Annotated in this window: 12 protein-coding genes; 6 read left to right on the top strand and 6 right to left on the bottom strand. The window is 71.9% G+C overall.

Features of this window, described 5'->3' with window-relative positions:
• Position 1 precedes the first annotated feature (1 nt).
• Positions 2-745, top strand: coding sequence for a class I SAM-dependent methyltransferase (locus AC2XR2_RS02940; RefSeq protein WP_491514150.1), 744 nt, complete (start codon positions 2-4; stop codon positions 743-745).
• A gap of 207 nt (positions 746-952) precedes the next feature.
• Here AC2XR2_RS02940 and AC2XR2_RS02945 read toward each other — a convergent pair whose 3' ends face one another.
• Entirely contained in the window at positions 953-1,615 is a 663-nt protein-coding gene (locus AC2XR2_RS02945) for a chaplin (protein ID WP_491514151.1), read from the bottom strand.
• A gap of 267 nt (positions 1,616-1,882) precedes the next feature.
• Here AC2XR2_RS02945 and AC2XR2_RS02950 point away from each other — a divergent pair, with 267 nt between their 5' ends.
• A complete protein-coding gene (locus tag AC2XR2_RS02950) occupies positions 1,883-3,469 on the top strand; it encodes an alpha/beta hydrolase (RefSeq protein ID WP_491514152.1) in 1,587 nt (528 codons plus the stop codon).
• A 41-nt stretch (positions 3,470-3,510) separates the two neighbouring features.
• On the opposite strand, the gene AC2XR2_RS02955 is transcribed toward AC2XR2_RS02950, so the two are convergent.
• Both AC2XR2_RS02955 and AC2XR2_RS02960 read right to left on the bottom strand, forming a co-directional pair.
• Complete coding sequence (locus AC2XR2_RS02955; protein WP_491514153.1) at positions 3,511-4,755, bottom strand: arginine deiminase; 1,245 nt, start codon at positions 4,753-4,755, stop codon at positions 3,511-3,513.
• A gap of 30 nt (positions 4,756-4,785) precedes the next feature.
• The gene (locus AC2XR2_RS02960) at positions 4,786-6,198 is read right to left on the bottom strand and encodes a basic amino acid/polyamine antiporter (RefSeq protein WP_491514154.1); all 1,413 of its coding nucleotides are present in this window, start codon (positions 6,196-6,198) and stop codon (positions 4,786-4,788) included.
• Positions 6,199-6,287: 89 nt separating this feature from the next.
• Between AC2XR2_RS02960 and AC2XR2_RS02965 the strand changes: the two genes are divergently transcribed.
• Entirely contained in the window at positions 6,288-7,385 is a 1,098-nt protein-coding gene (locus tag AC2XR2_RS02965) for a baeRF3 domain-containing protein (RefSeq protein WP_381296221.1), read from the top strand.
• 1 nt (position 7,386) lies between these two features.
• Here AC2XR2_RS02965 and AC2XR2_RS02970 read toward each other — a convergent pair whose 3' ends face one another.
• The gene (locus AC2XR2_RS02970; RefSeq protein WP_491514155.1) at positions 7,387-7,800 is read right to left on the bottom strand and encodes an SsgA family sporulation/cell division regulator; all 414 of its coding nucleotides are present in this window, start codon (positions 7,798-7,800) and stop codon (positions 7,387-7,389) included.
• 378 nt (positions 7,801-8,178) lie between these two features.
• Here AC2XR2_RS02970 and AC2XR2_RS02975 point away from each other — a divergent pair, with 378 nt between their 5' ends.
• A complete protein-coding gene (locus tag AC2XR2_RS02975) occupies positions 8,179-9,609 on the top strand; it encodes a PP2C family protein-serine/threonine phosphatase (RefSeq protein ID WP_491514156.1) in 1,431 nt (476 codons plus the stop codon).
• 5 nt (positions 9,610-9,614) lie between these two features.
• On the opposite strand, the gene AC2XR2_RS02980 is transcribed toward AC2XR2_RS02975, so the two are convergent.
• Complete coding sequence (locus tag AC2XR2_RS02980; protein ID WP_330268946.1) at positions 9,615-11,108, bottom strand: DNA-binding protein NsdB; 1,494 nt, start codon at positions 11,106-11,108, stop codon at positions 9,615-9,617.
• A 243-nt stretch (positions 11,109-11,351) separates the two neighbouring features.
• Between AC2XR2_RS02980 and AC2XR2_RS02985 the strand changes: the two genes are divergently transcribed.
• Together AC2XR2_RS02985 and AC2XR2_RS02990 are read left to right on the top strand one after the other, a co-directional pair.
• A complete protein-coding gene (locus AC2XR2_RS02985) occupies positions 11,352-12,491 on the top strand; it encodes an aminoglycoside phosphotransferase family protein (protein ID WP_491514157.1) in 1,140 nt (379 codons plus the stop codon).
• 255 nt (positions 12,492-12,746) lie between these two features.
• Positions 12,747-14,699, top strand: coding sequence for an N-acetylmuramoyl-L-alanine amidase (locus AC2XR2_RS02990; protein WP_491514158.1), 1,953 nt, complete (start codon positions 12,747-12,749; stop codon positions 14,697-14,699).
• Here AC2XR2_RS02990 and AC2XR2_RS02995 read toward each other — a convergent pair.
• Positions 14,696-18,469 (bottom strand): nSTAND1 domain-containing NTPase, encoded by a 3,774-nt coding sequence (locus AC2XR2_RS02995; RefSeq protein ID WP_491514159.1) that lies wholly within the window; start codon positions 18,467-18,469, stop codon positions 14,696-14,698. The two genes, AC2XR2_RS02990 and AC2XR2_RS02995, sit on opposite strands and share 4 nt — an antisense overlap.
• Positions 18,470-18,646: the final 177 nt, after the last annotated feature.

Genomic DNA, 18,646 nt, shown 5'->3' on the forward strand with positions numbered 1-18,646 from the left:
GATGCTGACGCACAACGACGACGTGGACTGGGACCGCTGGCCGGTCGCCGACTATCTCGCCGAGAACTACCGGGACGTGCATCCCTCCGACGCGGAGGTCATCGCCCACCACTCGGCGTTCTACCGGCGCCTTCCGCCGGGCGGTGTGGCGCGCTCGGTGGAGTTCGGTGCCGGGCCGAACCTGTATCCGCTGATCCTCGCGTCGGCGGCGAGCCGACAGGTGGACGCGGTCGAGGCGGGCGCGGGCAACGTGGCGTATCTGCGCCGGCAGATCGTCTGCGGGCCCGACGCGAGCTGGCTGCCCTTCCACGCACTGTGCCGGCGGCTCAATCCCGCGCTGCCGAGGACCCTCGCGGGGTCGCTGGCGCAGGTGCGGGTGGTCCACGCGGACGTCCGCGATCTGGAGCCCGGCGGGTACGAGCTGGCGTCGATGCACTTCGTCGCCGAGGGCGCCACGGAGGACTTCGCCGAGTTCACGGAGTTCTGCCGGGCCTTCGTGCGCTGTGTGGTGCCGGGCGGGCTCCTGGTCGCCGCGTTCATGGAGAACATGCCGACCTACCGCATCGGCCCGACCTCGACCTGGCCGGGCTGCCCGGTGAACCCGGAGACCGTCGGGGACGTCTTCGCCCCCCTCACCCGCCGGCTCACCCTCACCCACGTCGCCCCCGACCCGACCCTCCCGGACTACGGCGACTCCGGGATGGTGCTGCTGAGGGGGGTGGCGGGGGCGGACAGGCGGGGGTGAGGGGGCCGGGGGGAGCGGGGCGAGTGAGCAGGCCCGGGTAAACGGGCCCAGGTGCGCAGGCCCAGGTAAGCAGGCCCAGGTAAGCAGGCCCGGGTAAACGGGCCCAGGTGCGCAGGCCCAGGTAAGCAGGCCCGGGTAAGCAGGCCCAGGTGACCGGGCCGAGGGTGACCAGGTGGCCGGCCGGCGGGGGCTTCCGGCCGTGCCGTGTCAGTGGGTGACTCGTGGGCGGGACCGGCGGTAGACCGCGGCTCCGGCGAGGACCAGCGCGGCGCTGCCCAGGGCGGCGGGCAGGATCTGGTCCGCGCCGGTGTGAGCGAGGGCGGGCCCGGTGTCCGAGGGGACGTGGGGTGCCGGGCGCGGGCCGGGGTGGTGCTGCGGTGGGGTGTGCGGTGCGGGTCCCGCGGGGGCCGGGGCCTCGGGGTGGTCGCCGGGCCCGTTCACGGACTCGTTGCCGACCGACGCGTTGCCGACGCCGACCACGTTCACGGAGTTCCCGCTCACATTGACCGGGAGGTGGGCCGGGAGCCGTACCCCGTTGCCGGACAGCAGGCCCGGTGAGTCCGCGGTGTCACCCTCGGCCCGCGCCCCACCGCCCGCCACGCGACCACCGGCCGCGGCGGCCCCGCCGGTGTCCTCGTTGCCGCAGCTGTTGCCCACGGCGGGGTTGAGGAGCCCCACCACGTCGACGGTGTTCCCGCACACGTTCACCGGGACGTGCACCGGGAGCTGCACCGCGTTGCCGGAGATCAGCCCCGGTGACCCCGCCGCGGCTCCGTCCGCAGCGCTGCCGGCGAACGCCGGCACCGTCATGGCCATCGCCCCGGACGCGGCGGCGACGGCGATCACGCCGTTTCGGGTAACCCGTCTCATCGGTTCCTGCCTTCCAGACATGGACGCGGGCACTCACCCGCACCGCGTAAAACGCAGGCGAACCATCAGAGTTATGGCTAATCGGCCTTTCACCCCATCGAGCGACATGGTTGTCGAACTTGCGGCAAAACCGACGCATGGGCACCGAGCGGCATCGAGCGGGCACAGGGTTAGGGCGCTTTCCATGATCCCGCTCCTCCGGAGGCGGCCGGGCAAAGGCCCGCATATCGTGAGCGAGGGCGCCGATGGGCGTCCTTGGAGGCATGGATGCTCGCCAAGGTGACGAGGCGACGGTGCGCGCTCTCGGGCGCCGTGGGCCTGGCCCTGCTCGGCGCCGGGCTGCCGGCGACGGCCGCGGACGGCTCGGGGCCGGACCTGTCGCGCTTCTACCACCAGAAGATCCGCTGGTCGAAGTGCGTGGGCATGGAGGCCCCCAAGGACCTCCAGTGCGGCAAGGTCACCGTCCCCGTCGACTACGCCCACCCGCGCGCCGGCACCCTCGACCTGGCGCTCGCCCGCTACCGGTCCACGGCCCAGCACAAGCGCGGCTCGGTGGTGCTGAACTTCGGGGGTCCCGGGGGCGCGGGCGTGCCCGAACTCGCGGCCGGCGGCGACGACTTCATGGACCTCACCGACGAGTACGACGTGGTGTCCTTCGATCCGCGCGGAGTGGGCCGGTCCTCCCCGGTCAGCTGCGGCGAGGGCACCGACGAGGCCCTGCGGGCCACCGACGACGACACGGCCCTCGCCAAGAACCCGCGGGACGTGCTCGGAAGACTGCGCAAGGCTGCCGCCCAGTGTGCGAAGCACTCCGGGCCCGTGCTCCCGCACATCGGCACGGTGAACGTCTCCCGCGACCTGGACGTCATGCGCCAGGCCCTCGGCGACAAGAAGCTCAACTACCTCGGCTTCTCCTACGGCAGCCGGCTCGGCGCGGTGTACGCGGCACAGTTCCCCGAGAAGGTGGGCCGGCTGGTGCTCGACGGTGTCGACACCCTCACCGAGCCGGTGTCCGAGCAGGGCGTGGCGGGCGCCGCCGGACAGCAGACGGCGCTGGAGGACTTCATCGACTGGTGCGTGAAGGACATCGCCTGCCCGTTCGGCACCGACGCGCGCGGTGCGCGGGAGCAGGTCGTACGGCTGGTGGCGTCCCTGGACGCGGATCCGGTGCCGACCGACTTCGGGCCCGCGTTCACCGGCCAGGACCTGGTGGGCGCGATCAGTCAGGCCCTGTACAGCGAGGAGCTGTGGCCGTCGCTGGAGCGGGCGCTCGCCGAACTGGTGGAGGACGGCGACACCACGGGCGTCCTCGCCTTCGCGGGCGGCGGATCCGGTTTCCTGACCCGTGCCCGTCCGCCCTCCGACGACCCGACGAACAGCCCGCTCGCCGACATCGAGGACATCCCGTTCGACAATCTTCCGGCGGCGCTGATGGCGGTCAACTGCGCGGACGATCCCGACCGCCCCGGCGCCGACCGGATCACCCGGGACCTGACCCGGCTGCGGGCCGCCTACGAGCAGGCGTCCCCCGTCTTCGGCCGCTACCGGCTCACCGAGTACCTGATGTGCTACGGCCGCCCCAAGGGCACCGACTACATCCGCGAGAAGGTGCGGGACGTCCGTACGCCGAAGATGCTGCTCGTCGGCACCCGCGGCGACCCGGCGACGCCGTACCGCTGGGCCGTGGAGACGGCGAAGCGCCTGGGCGACTCGGCCGTGGTCCTCGACAACAAGGGCGAGGGCCACACCGGTTACGGCTCCTCCTCGTGCGTGCACCGCAAGGTCGACGACTTCCTGCTGTACGGCACGCTGCCACCGGACGGCAGCTCCTGCGGCCCCGAACGCGACGACTGAGGAACACGGAGTTCGGCGTCGAAGCGGTCGCCGGGTGACCGTCAGAAGTCCACCGGGTCCCGCACGATCGGGCAGGTCATGCAGTGGCCGCCGCCGCGTCCGCGCCCGAGCTCCGCGCCGACGATGGTGACGACCTCGATGCCGGCCTTGCGCAGCAGGGTGTTGGTCTGGGTGTTGCGGTCGTAGGTGAAGACCACGCCGGGTTCGAGGGCGACGGCGTTGTTGCCGCTGTCCCACTGCTGGCGTTCGGAGGCGTACACGTCCCCGCCGGTCTCCACGACCCTCAGCTCCGGCAGCCCGAGCGCCTTGGCGACGACGTCGACGAAGGCCGCCCGTCCCTCGTCGACGACCTCGAAGCCGGGAGCCCTGTCGGAGGGGTGCAGGGAGAAGGTGTGGACGGCCTCCATGATGGCCGGGTAGAGGGTCACCAGGTCGCGGTCGGCGAAGGTGAAGACGGTGTCCAGGTGCATCGCGGAGCGCAGCTTGGGCATGCCGGCGACGATCACGTGCTCGGCGGTGCCGTTCCCGAACAGGGCGGCGGCCACCTGGGTGATCGCCTGCCGTGAGGTCCGCTCGCTCATGCCCATCAGCACCACGCCGTTGCCGACCGGCATGATGTCGCCGCCCTCGAACGTGGCCTGCCCCCAGTCGCGTTCGGGGTCGCCCCACCAGACGGTGGAGCCCGCGAAGTCGGGGTGGAGGGTGTAGACGGCCTTCATCAGCAGCGTCTCGTCGTGCCGGGCGGGCCAGTACAGCGGGTTGAGGGTGAGACCGCCGTAGAGCCAGCAGGTGGTGTCGCGGGTGTAGAGCGTGTTGGGCAGCGGCGGCATCAGGTACTCGCGCACTCCGGTCGACTCGCGGGCGAGGGCGATGTGGCCGGAGCGGTACTCCTCGGGCAGGTCGGTGGTGGCCAGGCCGCCGATCAGGTACCGGGCGAGCTGGTCCGGTTCGAGGGTCTCCAGGTAGGCGCGGGTGTCGTCGACGAGGCCGAGCCCGACCTCGCCCGCCACGATCTTGCGGTCCAGGAGCCAGTCCCTGGCCCCGGGGACCGCCATGGTCCGCGCCAGCAGGTCGTGCAGCTCGACGACGTCCACGTCCCGTTCCCGCAGCTTGTCGACGAAGTCGGCGTGGTCGCGCTGGGCGTTCTCCACCCACATCACGTCGTCGAAGAGGAGGTCGTCGGAGTTGGTCGGGGTGAGCCTGCGGTGGGCGAGGCCGGGCGCGCAGACCAGCACCTTGCGCAGCCTGCCGACCTCGGAGTGGACGCCGTATGCGGTACTGGTCACGAGGTGCACCTTTCCGAGGACTTGCCGAGGTCAGAGGCTGATCCAGCCGACCGCCAGGGCGACGATCCCGAGGACCGCGCCGGCGACCGAGACGGCGAGGATGACGAACTCCCGGGGGGAGAAGGGCCGTCGGCCCTGCTCTCGTCGGGCCATCACGAACAGCACGGTCGCGGGGGCGTAGACGATGAAGGAGACGAGGACGAACTTCAGGCCCGCCGCGTAGATGAGGAACGCGGTGTACAGCGTGGCGAGGACGGCCACCACCAGTTCGCCCCGGACCCCGACCCGCACGGCGAACGCCGCTGCCAGCAGGAACGGGATCAGGGTCAGCGCGCTGGTCAGGTCGAGGGCGAAGGTGAAGGCGTCGTCGGAGAACAGGGTGACGACGAGGAAGACCTGGCTGAGCAGGGTGCTCATCACCAGTGCGGGGACAGGTACGTCCGCCGCGGTAGAGCGCTTCAGGAACCGGGGCATGTCGTCGTCCTTGGCCGCCACGAACAGCACTTCGGCGGCCATCAGCGTCCACGCGAGATAGGCGCCGAGGACGGACACGATCAGCCCGACGCTGACGAAGACCTTGCCCCAGGTGCCGACCGCGTGCTCCAGGACGCCCGCCATGGAGGGCTGGCGCAGCTCGGCGATCTCGCTCATCGGCATGATGCCGTACGACACGATGGTCACCGAGGCGAAGATCGCGAAGACGCTGAGGAAGCCGAGGACGGTGGCCCTGCCGACGTCCTCACGGCGGCGCGCGTGCCGGGAGTAGACGCTGGCACCCTCGACGCCCAGGAACACGAAGACCGTCGCCAGCATGGTGCCCTTGACCTGCTGGAACAGTGAGCCGGCGTAGTCGGCGCCGCCGAAGTTGTCGGCGAAGACCGAGGGTTTCAGGTAGAAGAGCGCGAGGATCACGAAGAAGACGATCGGCACGACCTTGGCGACGGTGACGATCCGGTTGATCGCGGCGGCCTCCTTCACGCCCCGGCTGATGAGCGCGAAGAACAGCCACAGTCCGGCCGAGGAGAGCACCACCGCGAGGACGGTGTCGCCCTCGCCGAGCGCGGGGGCGAGGGTGCCGATCGTCGACATGATCAGCACCCAGTACGTCACGTTGCCGACGCAGGCGCTCGCCCAGTAGCCGAACGCCGAGAAGAAGCCCAGGTATTCGCCGAAGCCCGCCTTGGCGTACGCGTACACACCGGCGTCGAGGTCGGGCCTGCGGACGGCCAGGTTCTGGAAGACGAAGGCCAGCATCAGCATGCCGGTACCGGCGACGAGCCAGGCGATGAGCGCTCCGGCCACGCCCGTCTCCTGCGCGAACCGGCTGGGCAGGGAGAAGACACCGGCGCCGACCATGGATCCGACGACCATGGTGGTCAGTGTCGGGAGGCTCAGTTTCGCGGTGGTGGTGGACGCCTGGGTTTCGGTGTCGTTCTGTGCCATGAGATCATCACGTTAACAACGAAATACCCTGAATGCCCGATCAAGTTGCCCCAAATGCCTGATCGGTCGATCGGTCCTATGGTGCTGTTATGGAGCACGCACTCAGCCCTGCGACCCTCTCCGAACTGCGCCGACCGCGCACCTATCCGGCGGTGTCCGTGCTGACGCCGACACACCGCCGCGAACCCGAGAACACCCAGGATCCGGTCCGGCTGCGCAATGTGGTGGCCGAGGCCAAGAAGCAGCTGGAGAACGACCCGGCGGTCCCGCGGGAGCGGCGCATCGACGTCGCCCGGCAGCTCGATCAGGCCCTCACCGAGGTCGACCTGGCGCACGCCGAGGACGGTCTGGTGATCTTCGCCGCACCGGGCGAGCACCAGGTGTGGTCCCTGGCCCGTGCCGTACCGGAGCGGGTGGTGCTCTCGGACACCTTCCTGACCCGCAACCTCGTCTCCGCGCAGGCCTCCGAGCGCCCGTTCTGGGTGCTGTCGGTCTCCGCCGACCGTGCCACGCTGTGGAACGGCGGTGTCGACCGGGTCACCGAGCACCACGCGGGCGGATTCCCGCTGACCAGGACCCGCGAGAACTTCGACGCCGAGCGTCTGGAGCGGATCGGCGACATGCCGAGCACCTTCCGGGACGAGGGCACACGCCACTTCCTGCGGGACGCCGACACCGCGATGGCGGGACTCCTGCGGAACGACCCGCGCCCGCTCTACGTCACCGGCGAGACCGCGGCGCTGTCCGCGCTGGACGACGTCGGCAGTGTCACCAAGGACGCGGTGCACGTCCCGCACGGCGGGCTCGCGCACGGCACTCCGGACGCGGTGTGGCAGGCGGTCCGGCCGCTGGTCGCCGCGGAGGCCCGCAAGAGCACCGACGCGGTGACCCGCGAGCTCGAATCGGCGCGCGGGCGGCGGGCGTTCGCGGCCGGTGTCGACGAGATCTGGCAGAGCGCCCGGGAGGGCCGGGTACGCCTGCTGGCCGTCGAGGAGAACTACCGGGTCACGGTCCGCGACGACGGCGGCGACCATCTGGTGCCGGCCGAGAGCGGCGACCTCGACGCCCGCGAGGACATCGTGGACGAGATCGTCGAGCAGTGCCTGGAGACCGGCGCCGACGTCCGCTTCGTACCGGACGGCACGCTGGACGGGGCCGACGGCATCGCGGGAGTGCTGCGGTACTGATTCACACGCTCCCGAAGAGCGCGCTGAGCCCCTGCTCGACGGCCTCGGCGAGGTCCTCCCGTCCCTCGCCGACCACGGCGTAGGTCCGCAGCAGGAAGCGGCGCAGGGTGGGCGTGTCGAACTGGAGGAGGGCCAGGCCGTACGGCGAGTGGAACTCCACGACCGTGATGCCCCCGCCGCACGGCCAGATGTGCACGTCCCCGCCGCCGGCCGGGCCGTGCAGCCCCTCCTCCAGCAGGGCGCGGGCGAAGGTCCAGGTCGCCCCCTGTCCGTCCAGGCACACCTCGGGTGGGAAGTCGACACACATGGCCAGCGGGTCGCTGGAGCTGTAGCGCAGGGTCGCGGGGACGTGCAGTTCCCGGTTCTCCGCGGTGATCAGACGGGCGCGGGCGGGCTGCTCGAAGGTCGTGTCCATGTTCTTAGGAGCTCGCAGGCGGCCTTTGCATTACGCCGGAGCACGGGTGATTTTATGTGACGTGCGTCACATTCACACCGTCAGGTCCTGCCCACCTGTGCCAAACTCCCTAGAACACAGGGCCGTCGAACACACAAATGAACACCGGGTCGACCACCCCGACGACCCGCCAAGTCATGTAGGGAACCTACGACTTGGGCCCCCGACCGGCGTAGACGAGACGCCCTGTACGACCGCCCCGTGAAGACTGTGGCATATGCCAGAAGCACCACCGTATCGTGTGCCGCCAAATCCCTTACAGCGCGTCGCAGCCTGTGCAACAGTCGTAACGGTCCCTCCGTCCCGCCTTGGTCGAACCGTCCCGCATCGGAGTGCGTCATGCCGTCCCACCTCTCCGCGGACCGCCCCGCCGCCCAACCGCCAGGACGCGGCTCGGTCGACGCGCTCATATCGCAGGCGCGGCGGCTCAAGGGCGACGTGGACGCGGTACGACGGGACGCCCCGAGTGACGGTACGGACCCCCAGGACCGCTGGCAGCGTGCGCTCTACGACCTCGCACTGCACCAACTCAGCGATCTGGACGCCCACTTGGCGCAGCTTCGGGACGGTCCGCCACCCGTGCCGCCGGCCCCCGGCGCGGAATCCGCCGCACGACCCGCACCGCCCGCTCCCCGGCGCGGCTCGCTGCTCAGCCGGGTCGGCAGCGCGGAGTGGAACCTCCTGACGGACGAGGCGAGTTGGTCCGGGGAGCTCTACCGGATCCTGGGCCGCGACCCCGCCGCTCCGCCGCTCACCCTCGACGAACTCCCCTCCCTGGTGCTCGACCAGGACCGGCCGAGACTGACGGCCATGGTCACCGGCTGTCTGGTTGACGCCCAGCGCATCGACGGCGAGTTCCGTGTCGTGCGCCCGGACGGCGAGGTGCGCACCGTCCACATGATGGGCGAGCCCGTGCTCGCCGCCGACGGCAGCACCGCCTCGATGTGGGCCGTGCTGCGCGACGTCAGCGAACTGCGGCGCAGCGAGCGGGCGGTGAGCGAGACCCGTGACTCGTTACAACGCCACCGGCAGCGCGCGCAGAGCGAGCACCGGCTCGCGGTCGAGCTGCAGGAGGCCGTGCTGCCGCCGTGGCGTGGCTCCCTGCGGCTCCCGCACCAGGGCACCGAGACCCTGGACCTCGCCGCCCGCTACCTGCCCTCGTCGACCAGCGCCCTGATCGGCGGCGACTGGTACGACGCACTCGAACTGGCCGACGGACAGACGCTGTTGAGCGTCGGCGACCTCACCGGTCACGGAGTCGCCGTGGCCTCCGGCATGGCGACCCTCCTCGGCGCCGTCCGCGGCATGGCGATGGCCGGCACCGAGCCCGGCCACCTGATGGCCCTGCTCAACCAGTTGCTCGACGCCACCGTCCAGCCGGCCCTCGGCAGCGCGGTCTGCTGCCGCTACCGTCCCGACACCCGCACCCTGGTCTGGGCACAGGCCGGGCACCCCGCCCCGCTGCTGTTCCGGGGCGGGACGGGGCGCAGGCTGCGCTCCCCCGACGGCGTCCTCCTCGGGGCGACCTCCGGAGCCGTCTACGCGCAGGCCGAGGAGACCCTCGAACCGGGTGACCTGCTCCTGCTGCACACGGACGGACTGGTGCCCGGGCGCGACAGCACGGCTGCCGTGAACCGTCTCCTCGACCTGGCCCCCCGCTTCGGCGGGGCGCGCACCGCACAGGACTGTGTGCGGATGGTCGTGGAGGAGTTCGGTGAGACCGAGCGCGAGGACGACGCCTGCGTACTCATCGCCAAGGTGACGTCATAACAAGCTCACGCCCGTGCGCTGTGGCCACCCCTTCCCTTGGGCTTCGGCAGCGCCAGCCTGATCTCCTCGCGCAGCTCGTCGATCTTCGGATAGCTGGAGTACTCGGCGGTCAGCCGGTACATCTGGCGCAGCCGGTCCCAGGTGCGACCCGATGAGTTGGAGCCCATCGCCATCAGGGCCAACCGCGCGTACCGGTCCGCCTGTTCGGGGTCGTCCGCGATGAAGCAGGCGGACGCCATCGACAGATGGTCGAAGATCTTCGACCGCTCCCGGCCGTCGTTGCGCAGGGACAGGGCCTTCTCCGCGTAGTGCTGGGCGTGGGCGGCCGCGCCCGGCTCGAACTCCGCCAGCGTGCGGTAGGCCAGGGCCTGCATGCCGTACAGGTCCTCGTCCTTGAAGGTCTGCATCCAGCTCGGTGGCGGCACGTCGCCGCGGTCGGAGACGAAGAGGTCCTCCGCCTGGCCGAGGGTGCGGCGCATCGCCTGGCCCTTGCCCATGGACGCCTGCGCCCACGCCTCGATGGTGTGGAACATGGCCCTGGTCCGCGGCAGCACCTGCTCGCCCGAGCCGGTCTGGGCGAGCTTCATCAGGTCGAGGGCGTCGTCCGGCCTGCCCAGATGGACCATCTGGCGGGCCGCCCTGGAGAGCGCCTCGCCGGCCCGGGGCCGGTCACCGCCCTCCCGTGCCGCGTGCGCGGCGATGACGAAGTACTTCTGGGCCGTGGGTTCGAGGCCGACGTCGTGGGACATCCAGCCCGCGAGGACGGCCAGGTTGGCGGCGACGCCCCACAGGCGCCGCTGGAGGTGGTCGGGGTGCCGGTAGGCGAGCATGCCGCCCACCTCGTTGAGCTGGCCCACGACCGCCTTGCGTTGCAGCCCGCCACCGCGGGCCGCGTCCCAGGCCCGGAACACCTCGACCGAGCGCTCCAGCTCCTCGATCTCCTGCGACCCGATGGGGGCGGCCTCGTAACGGTCGAACCCAGCGGGGTCGGCGTGCAGGGGGTCGTCGAACTGGGGGGCATCGGCGGTGAGGGCCGGATCGGTGTGCAGCCAGTCGTGCATGGCACTGCTGAGTACGGATCCCGCGGTGAGCGCGGCACCCGCGCCCACCAAGCCGCGTCGGTTGAGCATGAGGTCCATTCCCGTGAATTCGGTGAGGACCGCGGCGGTTCGGTCGGGCGCCCACGGCATGCCGTCGGGAGGCTCTGCGCTCCCGTCGCCCTGCCGTTTCCCCGTACGCCCGTGCCGGACCAGACCGAGGTCCTCGATGGTCACGACACGGCCGAGACGCTCGGTGAACAGGGCCGCCAGCACCCGCGGCACCGGATCGCGCGGGATCTCTCCCGTGTCGATCCAACGCCGGACCCTGGAGGTGTCGGTCGAGAGCTGGGGGTGGCCCATGGCCGCCGCCTGCCGGTTGACCAGCCTCGCGAGTTCACCCTTGGACCAGCCGGCCAGGCCGAACAGGTCCGAGAGTCGGGTGTTGGGTTGTCCGCTCACGTCAAGCCCCCAGGTTCTCGGCTGAGTTGACAGTAGCCCCGTGTCAGTTGCTCCGGGACTATTCGCCAGGGTTCGCCAGGGTGCGCCAGATGGTGTGCCACTGGGCATATGCGGTGAGGTAGGAACGCGCCACCCCGACCCGGACCGCACAGGGACATTCCCCAGGGTGCACCCGGTGGTCCGGGCCGGGCGGCGCACTGCTTCTCCAGGCACAGCAGGCACACGAAGGGATCTGTCTCTCCCATGTACGCAGCATCGTCCTCCGTGTCCGCCCCGCCCCGGTCGCCGCACTTCCGCCCGGCGGGCGGCGGCCCCTACCTCGACCCCGCGCGGCCGACGGCCCCCGTACCGGGTACGGGCAGGACACGGCGCGTTCCGGGGCTCGGCACCCAACCGCTCAGCGGGAGACTCGACTTGTCCGGCCCCCAGGGCGCCCAGCTGCGCACGGCGATCGCGTCGGTGCACCGGATCTGCCCGGAGTTCGCCCCGGTGCAGGTGCTGCGCCGCAGCGGCCGCTCCGTGCTCCTGGTCGGTACGACGGGACGCAGCACGGCCGTCGCCAAGTGTTTACTCGACCACTCCCCGGTATGGGCCGAGCGGATCAGGCACGAGATAGCCGCTTACCGCTCGTTCGTCCGGCACCGGCCTCCGGTGCGCGTCCCCCGGCTGATCGCGGCGGACCCGGACAACTGCACCCTGGTCATCGAGCGGATGCCCGGCCGGGCGGCGGCGCTGCACCGGCATCCGGCGGAGGCCCCACCGCGCGCGGACATCAGAGCGGCACTCGGCGCGGTCTGCCGGCTCAACGCCTGGCGGCCGCCGGCGGGCACCTTCGACGCCCCGCTGGACTACGCGGCCCGGATCTCCCGCTACCACGAACTGGGACTGCTGACCGACCGGGACATGGGCGACCTGCAGAAGCTGCTGCACGGCATCGCGCACTCGGCGGGCCGGCAGGGCATGGGCCAGTTCTGTCACGGCGACGCCCTGCTCTCGAACATCCTGCTCTCACCGGCCGGTCCAGTGCTGGTGGACTGGGAGCACGCGGGCTGGTATCTGCCGGGATACGACCTGGCGACCCTGTGGTCGGTCCTCGCCGACGCCCCCGTGGCGCGTCGTCAGATCAGCCAGATCGCCCAGTCGGCGGGCCCCGCCTCACGGGACGCGTTCCTGGTGAACCTGATGCTGGTCCTGACCCGTGAGATCCGGACCTACGAGACGGCCGTGCAGCGTTCGATGCACGACTCGACCCCGGCGGCACCGGGCGTGGCCCACCCCGGTGCTGCGCCGTCCGGCGAGGAACAGCGGCTGCTGCTGAGGCGGCTGCACGACGACTGCCAGCTGGCCCGTCGGGCCGTACGCGCGGCGGTCGGCACTCGCTGACGGGGCGATGGTCCGCGGTGCGCCTGTGGAGCGGCGTACCGCGGACTTTCGTATGCCCGCACCTCGCTTCAATGGTGTACGCCACTGACGCCCCGCAGGCCCACCGGCCTCCGCCGCGAAACTCCCGTGAACCCGGATTGACAAGGGAAATCCCCTGCCCCTGGGCATGATTGACGGATCGTCGACAAGCCGGTAGCACTGACGCACGTCCGGCCCCGCTCGGCTCATCGCGCTCGATCGTCCCTGGAGGCTGCATTGCGAGGATCCGCAACCGACCCCAACAGAGCCGGCCGGAGGGTGCTCGGCACCCTGGCCGGCACCGCCCTGCTGCTGCCCCTGCTCGGCGCGGCCCCGGCGCAGTCCGGGGACTCCGCGGCCGGCCTCCAGCGGGCCTTCGCCGCGGCGGCCGCCGAGTACCACGTGCCGCAGAGCGTTCTGCTCGGCGTCTCCTATCTCCAGTCCCGCTGGGACGGTCACGCGGGCGCGCCCAGTGTGACCGGCGGCTACGGACCGATGCACCTGACCGACGCCCGTACCGCGCTCGCCTCGGCGCCGCATCACAGCGAGGGCACCGAGGACGCCCGCGGCGACAGCGCCCGCGCGGCCCTGCTCCCCGACCAGAAGGTGCCGCCGATCAGTGAGGTACCGGCCCGGCTGGAGACCCTGCCGAAGGCGGCCGGGCTGACCGGTCTGAGCGCCGGGGAACTGCGGACCGATCCGGTGGCGAACATCGCGGGCGGTGCCGCGCTGCTGGCCGCGGCCCAGAAGGAGCTGGGCGAGCCGCTGAGCGCGGACCCGGCGGACTGGTACGGCGCGGTGGCCCGCTTCTCCGGCGCGGACGACACCGCGACGGCCGCGGCCTACGCCGACGACGTGTACGACGTGCTGCGGACCGGCGAGGCGCGCACCACCGACGCCGGTCAGCAGATCGCGCTGGCCGCCCAGCCGGGTCTGGCCCCGGACACCTCCCAGCTGGCGCGGGCGGGTCTCAGGAAGCCGAAGGCGGGCGACACCGAGTGCCCGAAGACGGTGTCCTGCGAGTGGATCCCGGCGCCGTACGAGGAGTTCGGGGACAACGACTACGGCAACCACGACCTCGGGAACCGTCCGGCCGCGCAGAGCATCAAGTACATCGTCATCCATGACACGGAGGGTGCCTGGGAGGGCGTCCTCAACCTGGTGCAGGACCCGACCTATGTGTCGTGGAACTACAGTCTGCGCTCGACCGACGGTCACATCGCCCAGCATGTGAAGGCGAAGGACGTCGCCTGGCACGCAGGCAACTGGTACATCAACGCCAAGTCGATCGGCCTGGAGCACGAGGGCTTCCTCGCCAATCCGGACGCCTGGTACACGGAGGCGATGTACCGGTCCTCGGCGCGGCTGGTGAAGTACCTCTCCGCGAAGTACGGCATCCCGCTGGACCGGCAGCACATCCTCGGCCACGACAACGTGCCGGGCCCGACGACCTCGACGGTCTCGGGCATGCACACCGACCCGGGCCCGTACTGGGACTGGCGGCACTACTTCGAGCTGCTGGGCCGTCCGTTCAAGGCCACTGCCTTCAAGCAGGGCGGGCTGGTCACGATCCGGCCCGACTACGCCACCAACCAGCCGCGGTACACGGGCTGTGTGACCAGCGGCCAGCCCTGCGCGGCCCACGGTTCGAGCGAGGTGCGGCTCTACTCGGCCCCCGACGAGAGCTCTCCGCTCATCAGTGACGTCGGTGTGGGCAGGCCGCCCACGATCGACGTCAACGACCTGTCGTCGCGGGTCTCCACCGGCCAGCAGTACGCGGTCGCCGGCCGGGACGGCGACTGGACGGCGATCTGGTACCTGGGCCAGAAGGCCTGGTTCAAGAACCCGCGGACGAGCCCGACCGCGGTGGCTGCCTCCGGTCTCGTCGTGACGCCGAAGGCGGGCCTGGACAGCGTCCCGGTGTACGGACGTGCCTACCCCGAGGCCGCCGCCTATCCGGCGGGCGTGCCCGCGCAGGCGGTGTCGCCGCTGCCGTACAAGGTGCTCAAGGACCAGAAGTACGTGGTCGGTGACAAGGTGCCGGGCGAGTACTACTACGCGGTCACCTTCTCGACGGACTCGCACAAGGTCGTGGTCGGCAAGGACCTGTACTACGAGATCCAGTACGGCCACCGGGTGGCGTTCGTGCGGGCGGCGGACGTCGACCTGCGGCCCTCGGTGCGGCGCTAGGCGGGGCAGCTTCGCCGATAGGCGATGTCCGGCAGGTGGCGGCTCCACTCCTCGCGGGTGAGGCCGCCACCGGCACGTCGGCACACGGTCGCGGCGGCTCTGTCCGCATCGATCGGGTAGGTGCGCGGTGGGGTGTGGTTGCCCGCCGCGTGGAGGCTCGCGCCGTCCGCGCCGAAGGCCAGCGCCGAGACCGTGTCGCCCGGCGTCGGCAGGGGTGCTCCGATCCGGCGCCGGGACGCCACGTCCCACAGCTGGAGGGTGCCCTCGTCGCCGGCGACCGCGAGGGTTCGGCCGTCGGGGGCGAAGGCCAGCGCCGAGACGTACTGGTAGGTGGTGGTCTCGGGGTCGGCGAGCACGCCGAGGCGCCGGGTCAGGCGGCCGTCCCACAGCACGACGCGACCGGACCCGTCCCCGACGGCCAGGTAGGCGCCGTCGGGGCTGAAGGCCAGCGCGGTGCCGCCGCTGGGGAAGCGGTCGGCGGGCAGCCGGGTTCCCGAGGGCAGGCGGTAGGCCTCGCCGCCGGTGGTGACGACGAGGTCGCCGTCGGGATGCAGCGCCACCGCTCCGGAGGTGCTGGTCAGGGTCCGGGTCGTCCTGCGCCGCTCCAGGTCCCAGATCCGGACGGTGCCCGTGTCGGGGCTCGGCAGGTCGGTCAGCAGCAGGGAACGGTCACCGGGGCCGAAGGCGAGGTGGGCCGGCGGGGTCCGGCCGATGTCGGCGGCGGTCAGCACCGTGGAGACGCGTCGGCGCGGGACGTCGTAGAGCCGGAGGCGTTGCGGTGCGGGCGGCGCGTTCGTCGACTCGACGCCGTAGGCGAGGGTGCGGCCGGTGGAGTCGAAGGCGAGGTGGGCGGCGCACTCGTAGGTCTCCTCGGCCGGGTCGGGGACGCGGCACGGGGCCGTGCCGAGGTCGGCCAGGCGCCGTCCGGCAGCGGTGAGGAGCCGGAAGCGGATGTGTCCCCCGTCGGGGTCCGGGCGGGCCGTGGCCAGGAGTGCGCCGTCCGGGCTGTACGCCATGCCGATGTTCTGGGTGGTCGTCCAGTCGGAGGTGACCGCGTCGCCCAGACCGAGGGTGTGCACGCTGGGGCCCCAGGTGCCCTCGGGGCCGCCGAGGTAGCGCAGGGTCCGGCTCACGGGGTCGAGGCGGATGTCCTTGACGGTCTCGCCGGAGAGCCGGTGGCGGAAGACCGGGAAGACGGGGGTGGCCAGCCGCCAGACCAGGATCTCCTCCCCGTCCGAGGCGGCCATGAAGGCGCCGTCGGCGCTGAACTGGGCGATCTTCAGGCCGGCGTGGTCGATACGGGCGGTCTCGCGGCCGGTGTCGATGCGCCAGGCCCGGAAGCCGTCGGGGCCGATGACGCCCAGGGTGCGGCCGTCCGGGCTGAGGGTGATCTGTTCCTGGAGGCACTGCTGGGGGGATGGCGTCGGCAGCCAGGGGGCGTCGATCGCGCGCCGCGTCTCCACGTCCCACAGTCGGAGCCGGGTGCCCGGGACGCACAGTGCGAGACGGCGGTCGTCGGCGCTGACCGTCGCGTCGGGAGCGGACAGGTAGGTGAGGACCGAGGTGCGCCGCTCCTGTCTGAGCTCCGCCATGACGGCCATGAGCCGGGGCCAGCCGATATTGCCGAGGTCGACGCTCGCGGGACTCCGGGGGTCCTCGATGTCCAGCAGTTTCCGGCGGGTGAGCGGGTCCCAGAGCTGTGTGTGTCCCTGGGTGCCCTGACGGTCGTAGACGACGAGGGTGCGGCCGCTGGGGCTCATCTCCGCGCCGCCGTCGGCGTCCGTGAGGGGGGTGCGGTCCTGGCGGCCGGTGGCGAGGTCGCGGACGGTGACGCGGGTGCCGTCGAAGACCGGCAGCCAGGTGGTGTCGGCGCGCGGGAAGCCCGCTGTCCCCATCGTCCTGCCGAGGCCCGGCTGCCGGCTCAGGCTCCGGTGGGCGCTCACGTCCCAGCGGGTCACCCGGTCGGTGCCCATGCTGATCAGGGTGCGCCCGTCGGCGCTGAGCCGGCGCATGGTGCGTTTGCCGCCGTCCGGATCGGTGAACACGTCCTGCTCGCGCTGTGCGGCGGCCGCGAGCACGGCGGACCGGGTCTCGGGCAGGTCGGCCACCCGCCGTGCGGCGAGGCTCAGCCGCATCGAGGTGACCGGGTCGGAGAGTCTGAGGCTCTCCGCCACGCCGACGAGCCGGCGGGCCTCCGCCTCCAGCCTGCGCTGCTCGCCCTCCCGGTTCTGCTGCCAGGCCACGAGTCCCGCGACCAGGCAGAGGACCACCAGCAGGGCCAGCGCGCCGATCCGGCCACCGCGCCGGAGCCGTGCGCGGTGGCGTGCGTGTACCGCGGCTTGGAGGAACTCCCGTTCCAGTGGGGTGAGTTCCGTGGAGTCGCCGGTGAAGTGCTCCTCGGCGGCGGCCAGTCGCACTCCCCGGTAGAGGGCTTCCGGGTCGCGGTCGACGGCCGCCCAGGTGCCGGCCGCCTCGGTGATCCGGCGCTGGGCGCGCAGCCGTTCGCGGTCCTCGTCGATCCAGGTGCGCAGCCGGGGCCAGGCGGTGAGCACGGCTTCGTGGGCGAGGTCCACGGTCTCGTCGTCGACGGTGATCAGCCGGGCCCTGGCGAGCTGTTCGAGGACGAACCCGGTGTCGGGCCAGTCGGCGCCGGTGAGTTCGGCGCGGTCGGCGGGGCGCCGGGTGTCCGGGGTGCCCTGGCCGGGGGTGACGAGGCGCAGCAGGACCCGGCGGGCGGTGTCGGCCTGCGCCGGGGTGAGGCGCTCGTGGAGTTCCTCGGCGGTGCGGGCGATGGCCCCGTGGATCCCGCCGGCCGCCTCGTACGCCGCCTCGGTGAGTGTCCGGCCGTGGCGGCGGCGCCAGGTCTCCAGCAGGGCGTGGGACAGCAGCGGCAGCCCGCCCGGCTCGTCCGCGATCTCGTCCAACAGCCGTGCCGTCAGCGCGCGTTCGACGACCAGGCCGCCGAGGGCGGCGGGCCGGACGATGGTCTCGCGCAGTTCGTCGGCCCCCATGGGCGGGACCAGCAGTGTGGCGTCCTGGGCGGCCTCGGCGAGCCCGCGGTGGCGGGTGAGATGGCCGTAGAAGTCCGCGCGTACGGCGATCACGACGCGGGTGCGGTGTGCGGCGGCGTCGAGGAGCTGATCCAGGAAGCGGGTCCGCTCGTCGGGGTCGGCGCAGAGAGTGAAGAGTTCCTCGAACTGGTCGACCACGATCAGGGACGCCTCGGACGCCAGGGTCTCGGCGTGGGTCCGGGAGGGGTGCGGGCCCGGGGAGAGGATGTGCGCCCGGCCGCGCGTCCTCGGGATCAGACCGGCGCGCAGCAGGGAGGACTTGCCGCTGCCGGAGGGGCCGACGAGGACGACGACGGGGTTGTCGGCGACCATCCCGGCGAGCCGCTCGATCAGCCGGTCGCGGCCGAAGAACCGCTCGCGGTCACCGGTGTCGAACCTCGCCAGGCCCAGGTACGGGGCCTGACCCGGGTCGTCGGCGGCGCGGCGTTCCTCGGTCGCCTCGTCGGAGGCCTGCTGCCAGCGCCGCTCCCAGTCGGCGGTGTCGCCGTCGCAGGCGGCGACATAGGCGAGGGCGACCTGGCGGGAGGGGAGCCGGTCGCCGGCCGCGGCCTGGGCGAGGGTCGCGGTGGAGTAGTGGGCGCGTGCCGCCATGGCCCGGTAGGTGGGACCGCCGGCTTCCTGCCGTAACTTCCGCAGCTCGTACGCGAATCGGGCGACGGGCCCCTCGGTCGGGTCCAGCGGTCGCTCGCGTCGCCCCATGACTCTCCCCTGTGTTCACGTCGGCGCGGCCGGTCGCCGATCTCGCACGCTATGGACCGACGCGGGTGCGGGGCAAGGCAGTTCCGCACGTGGGACGGGAGTCCGGGAAATTGTCCGGAGTGGTGAAAGGGGGCTGCCGGACAACGTCCGGGTCGCGAAAGCTGGGATCACGGCACC

This window comes from Streptomyces sp. LS-MS-L19 (genome assembly GCF_058382285.1).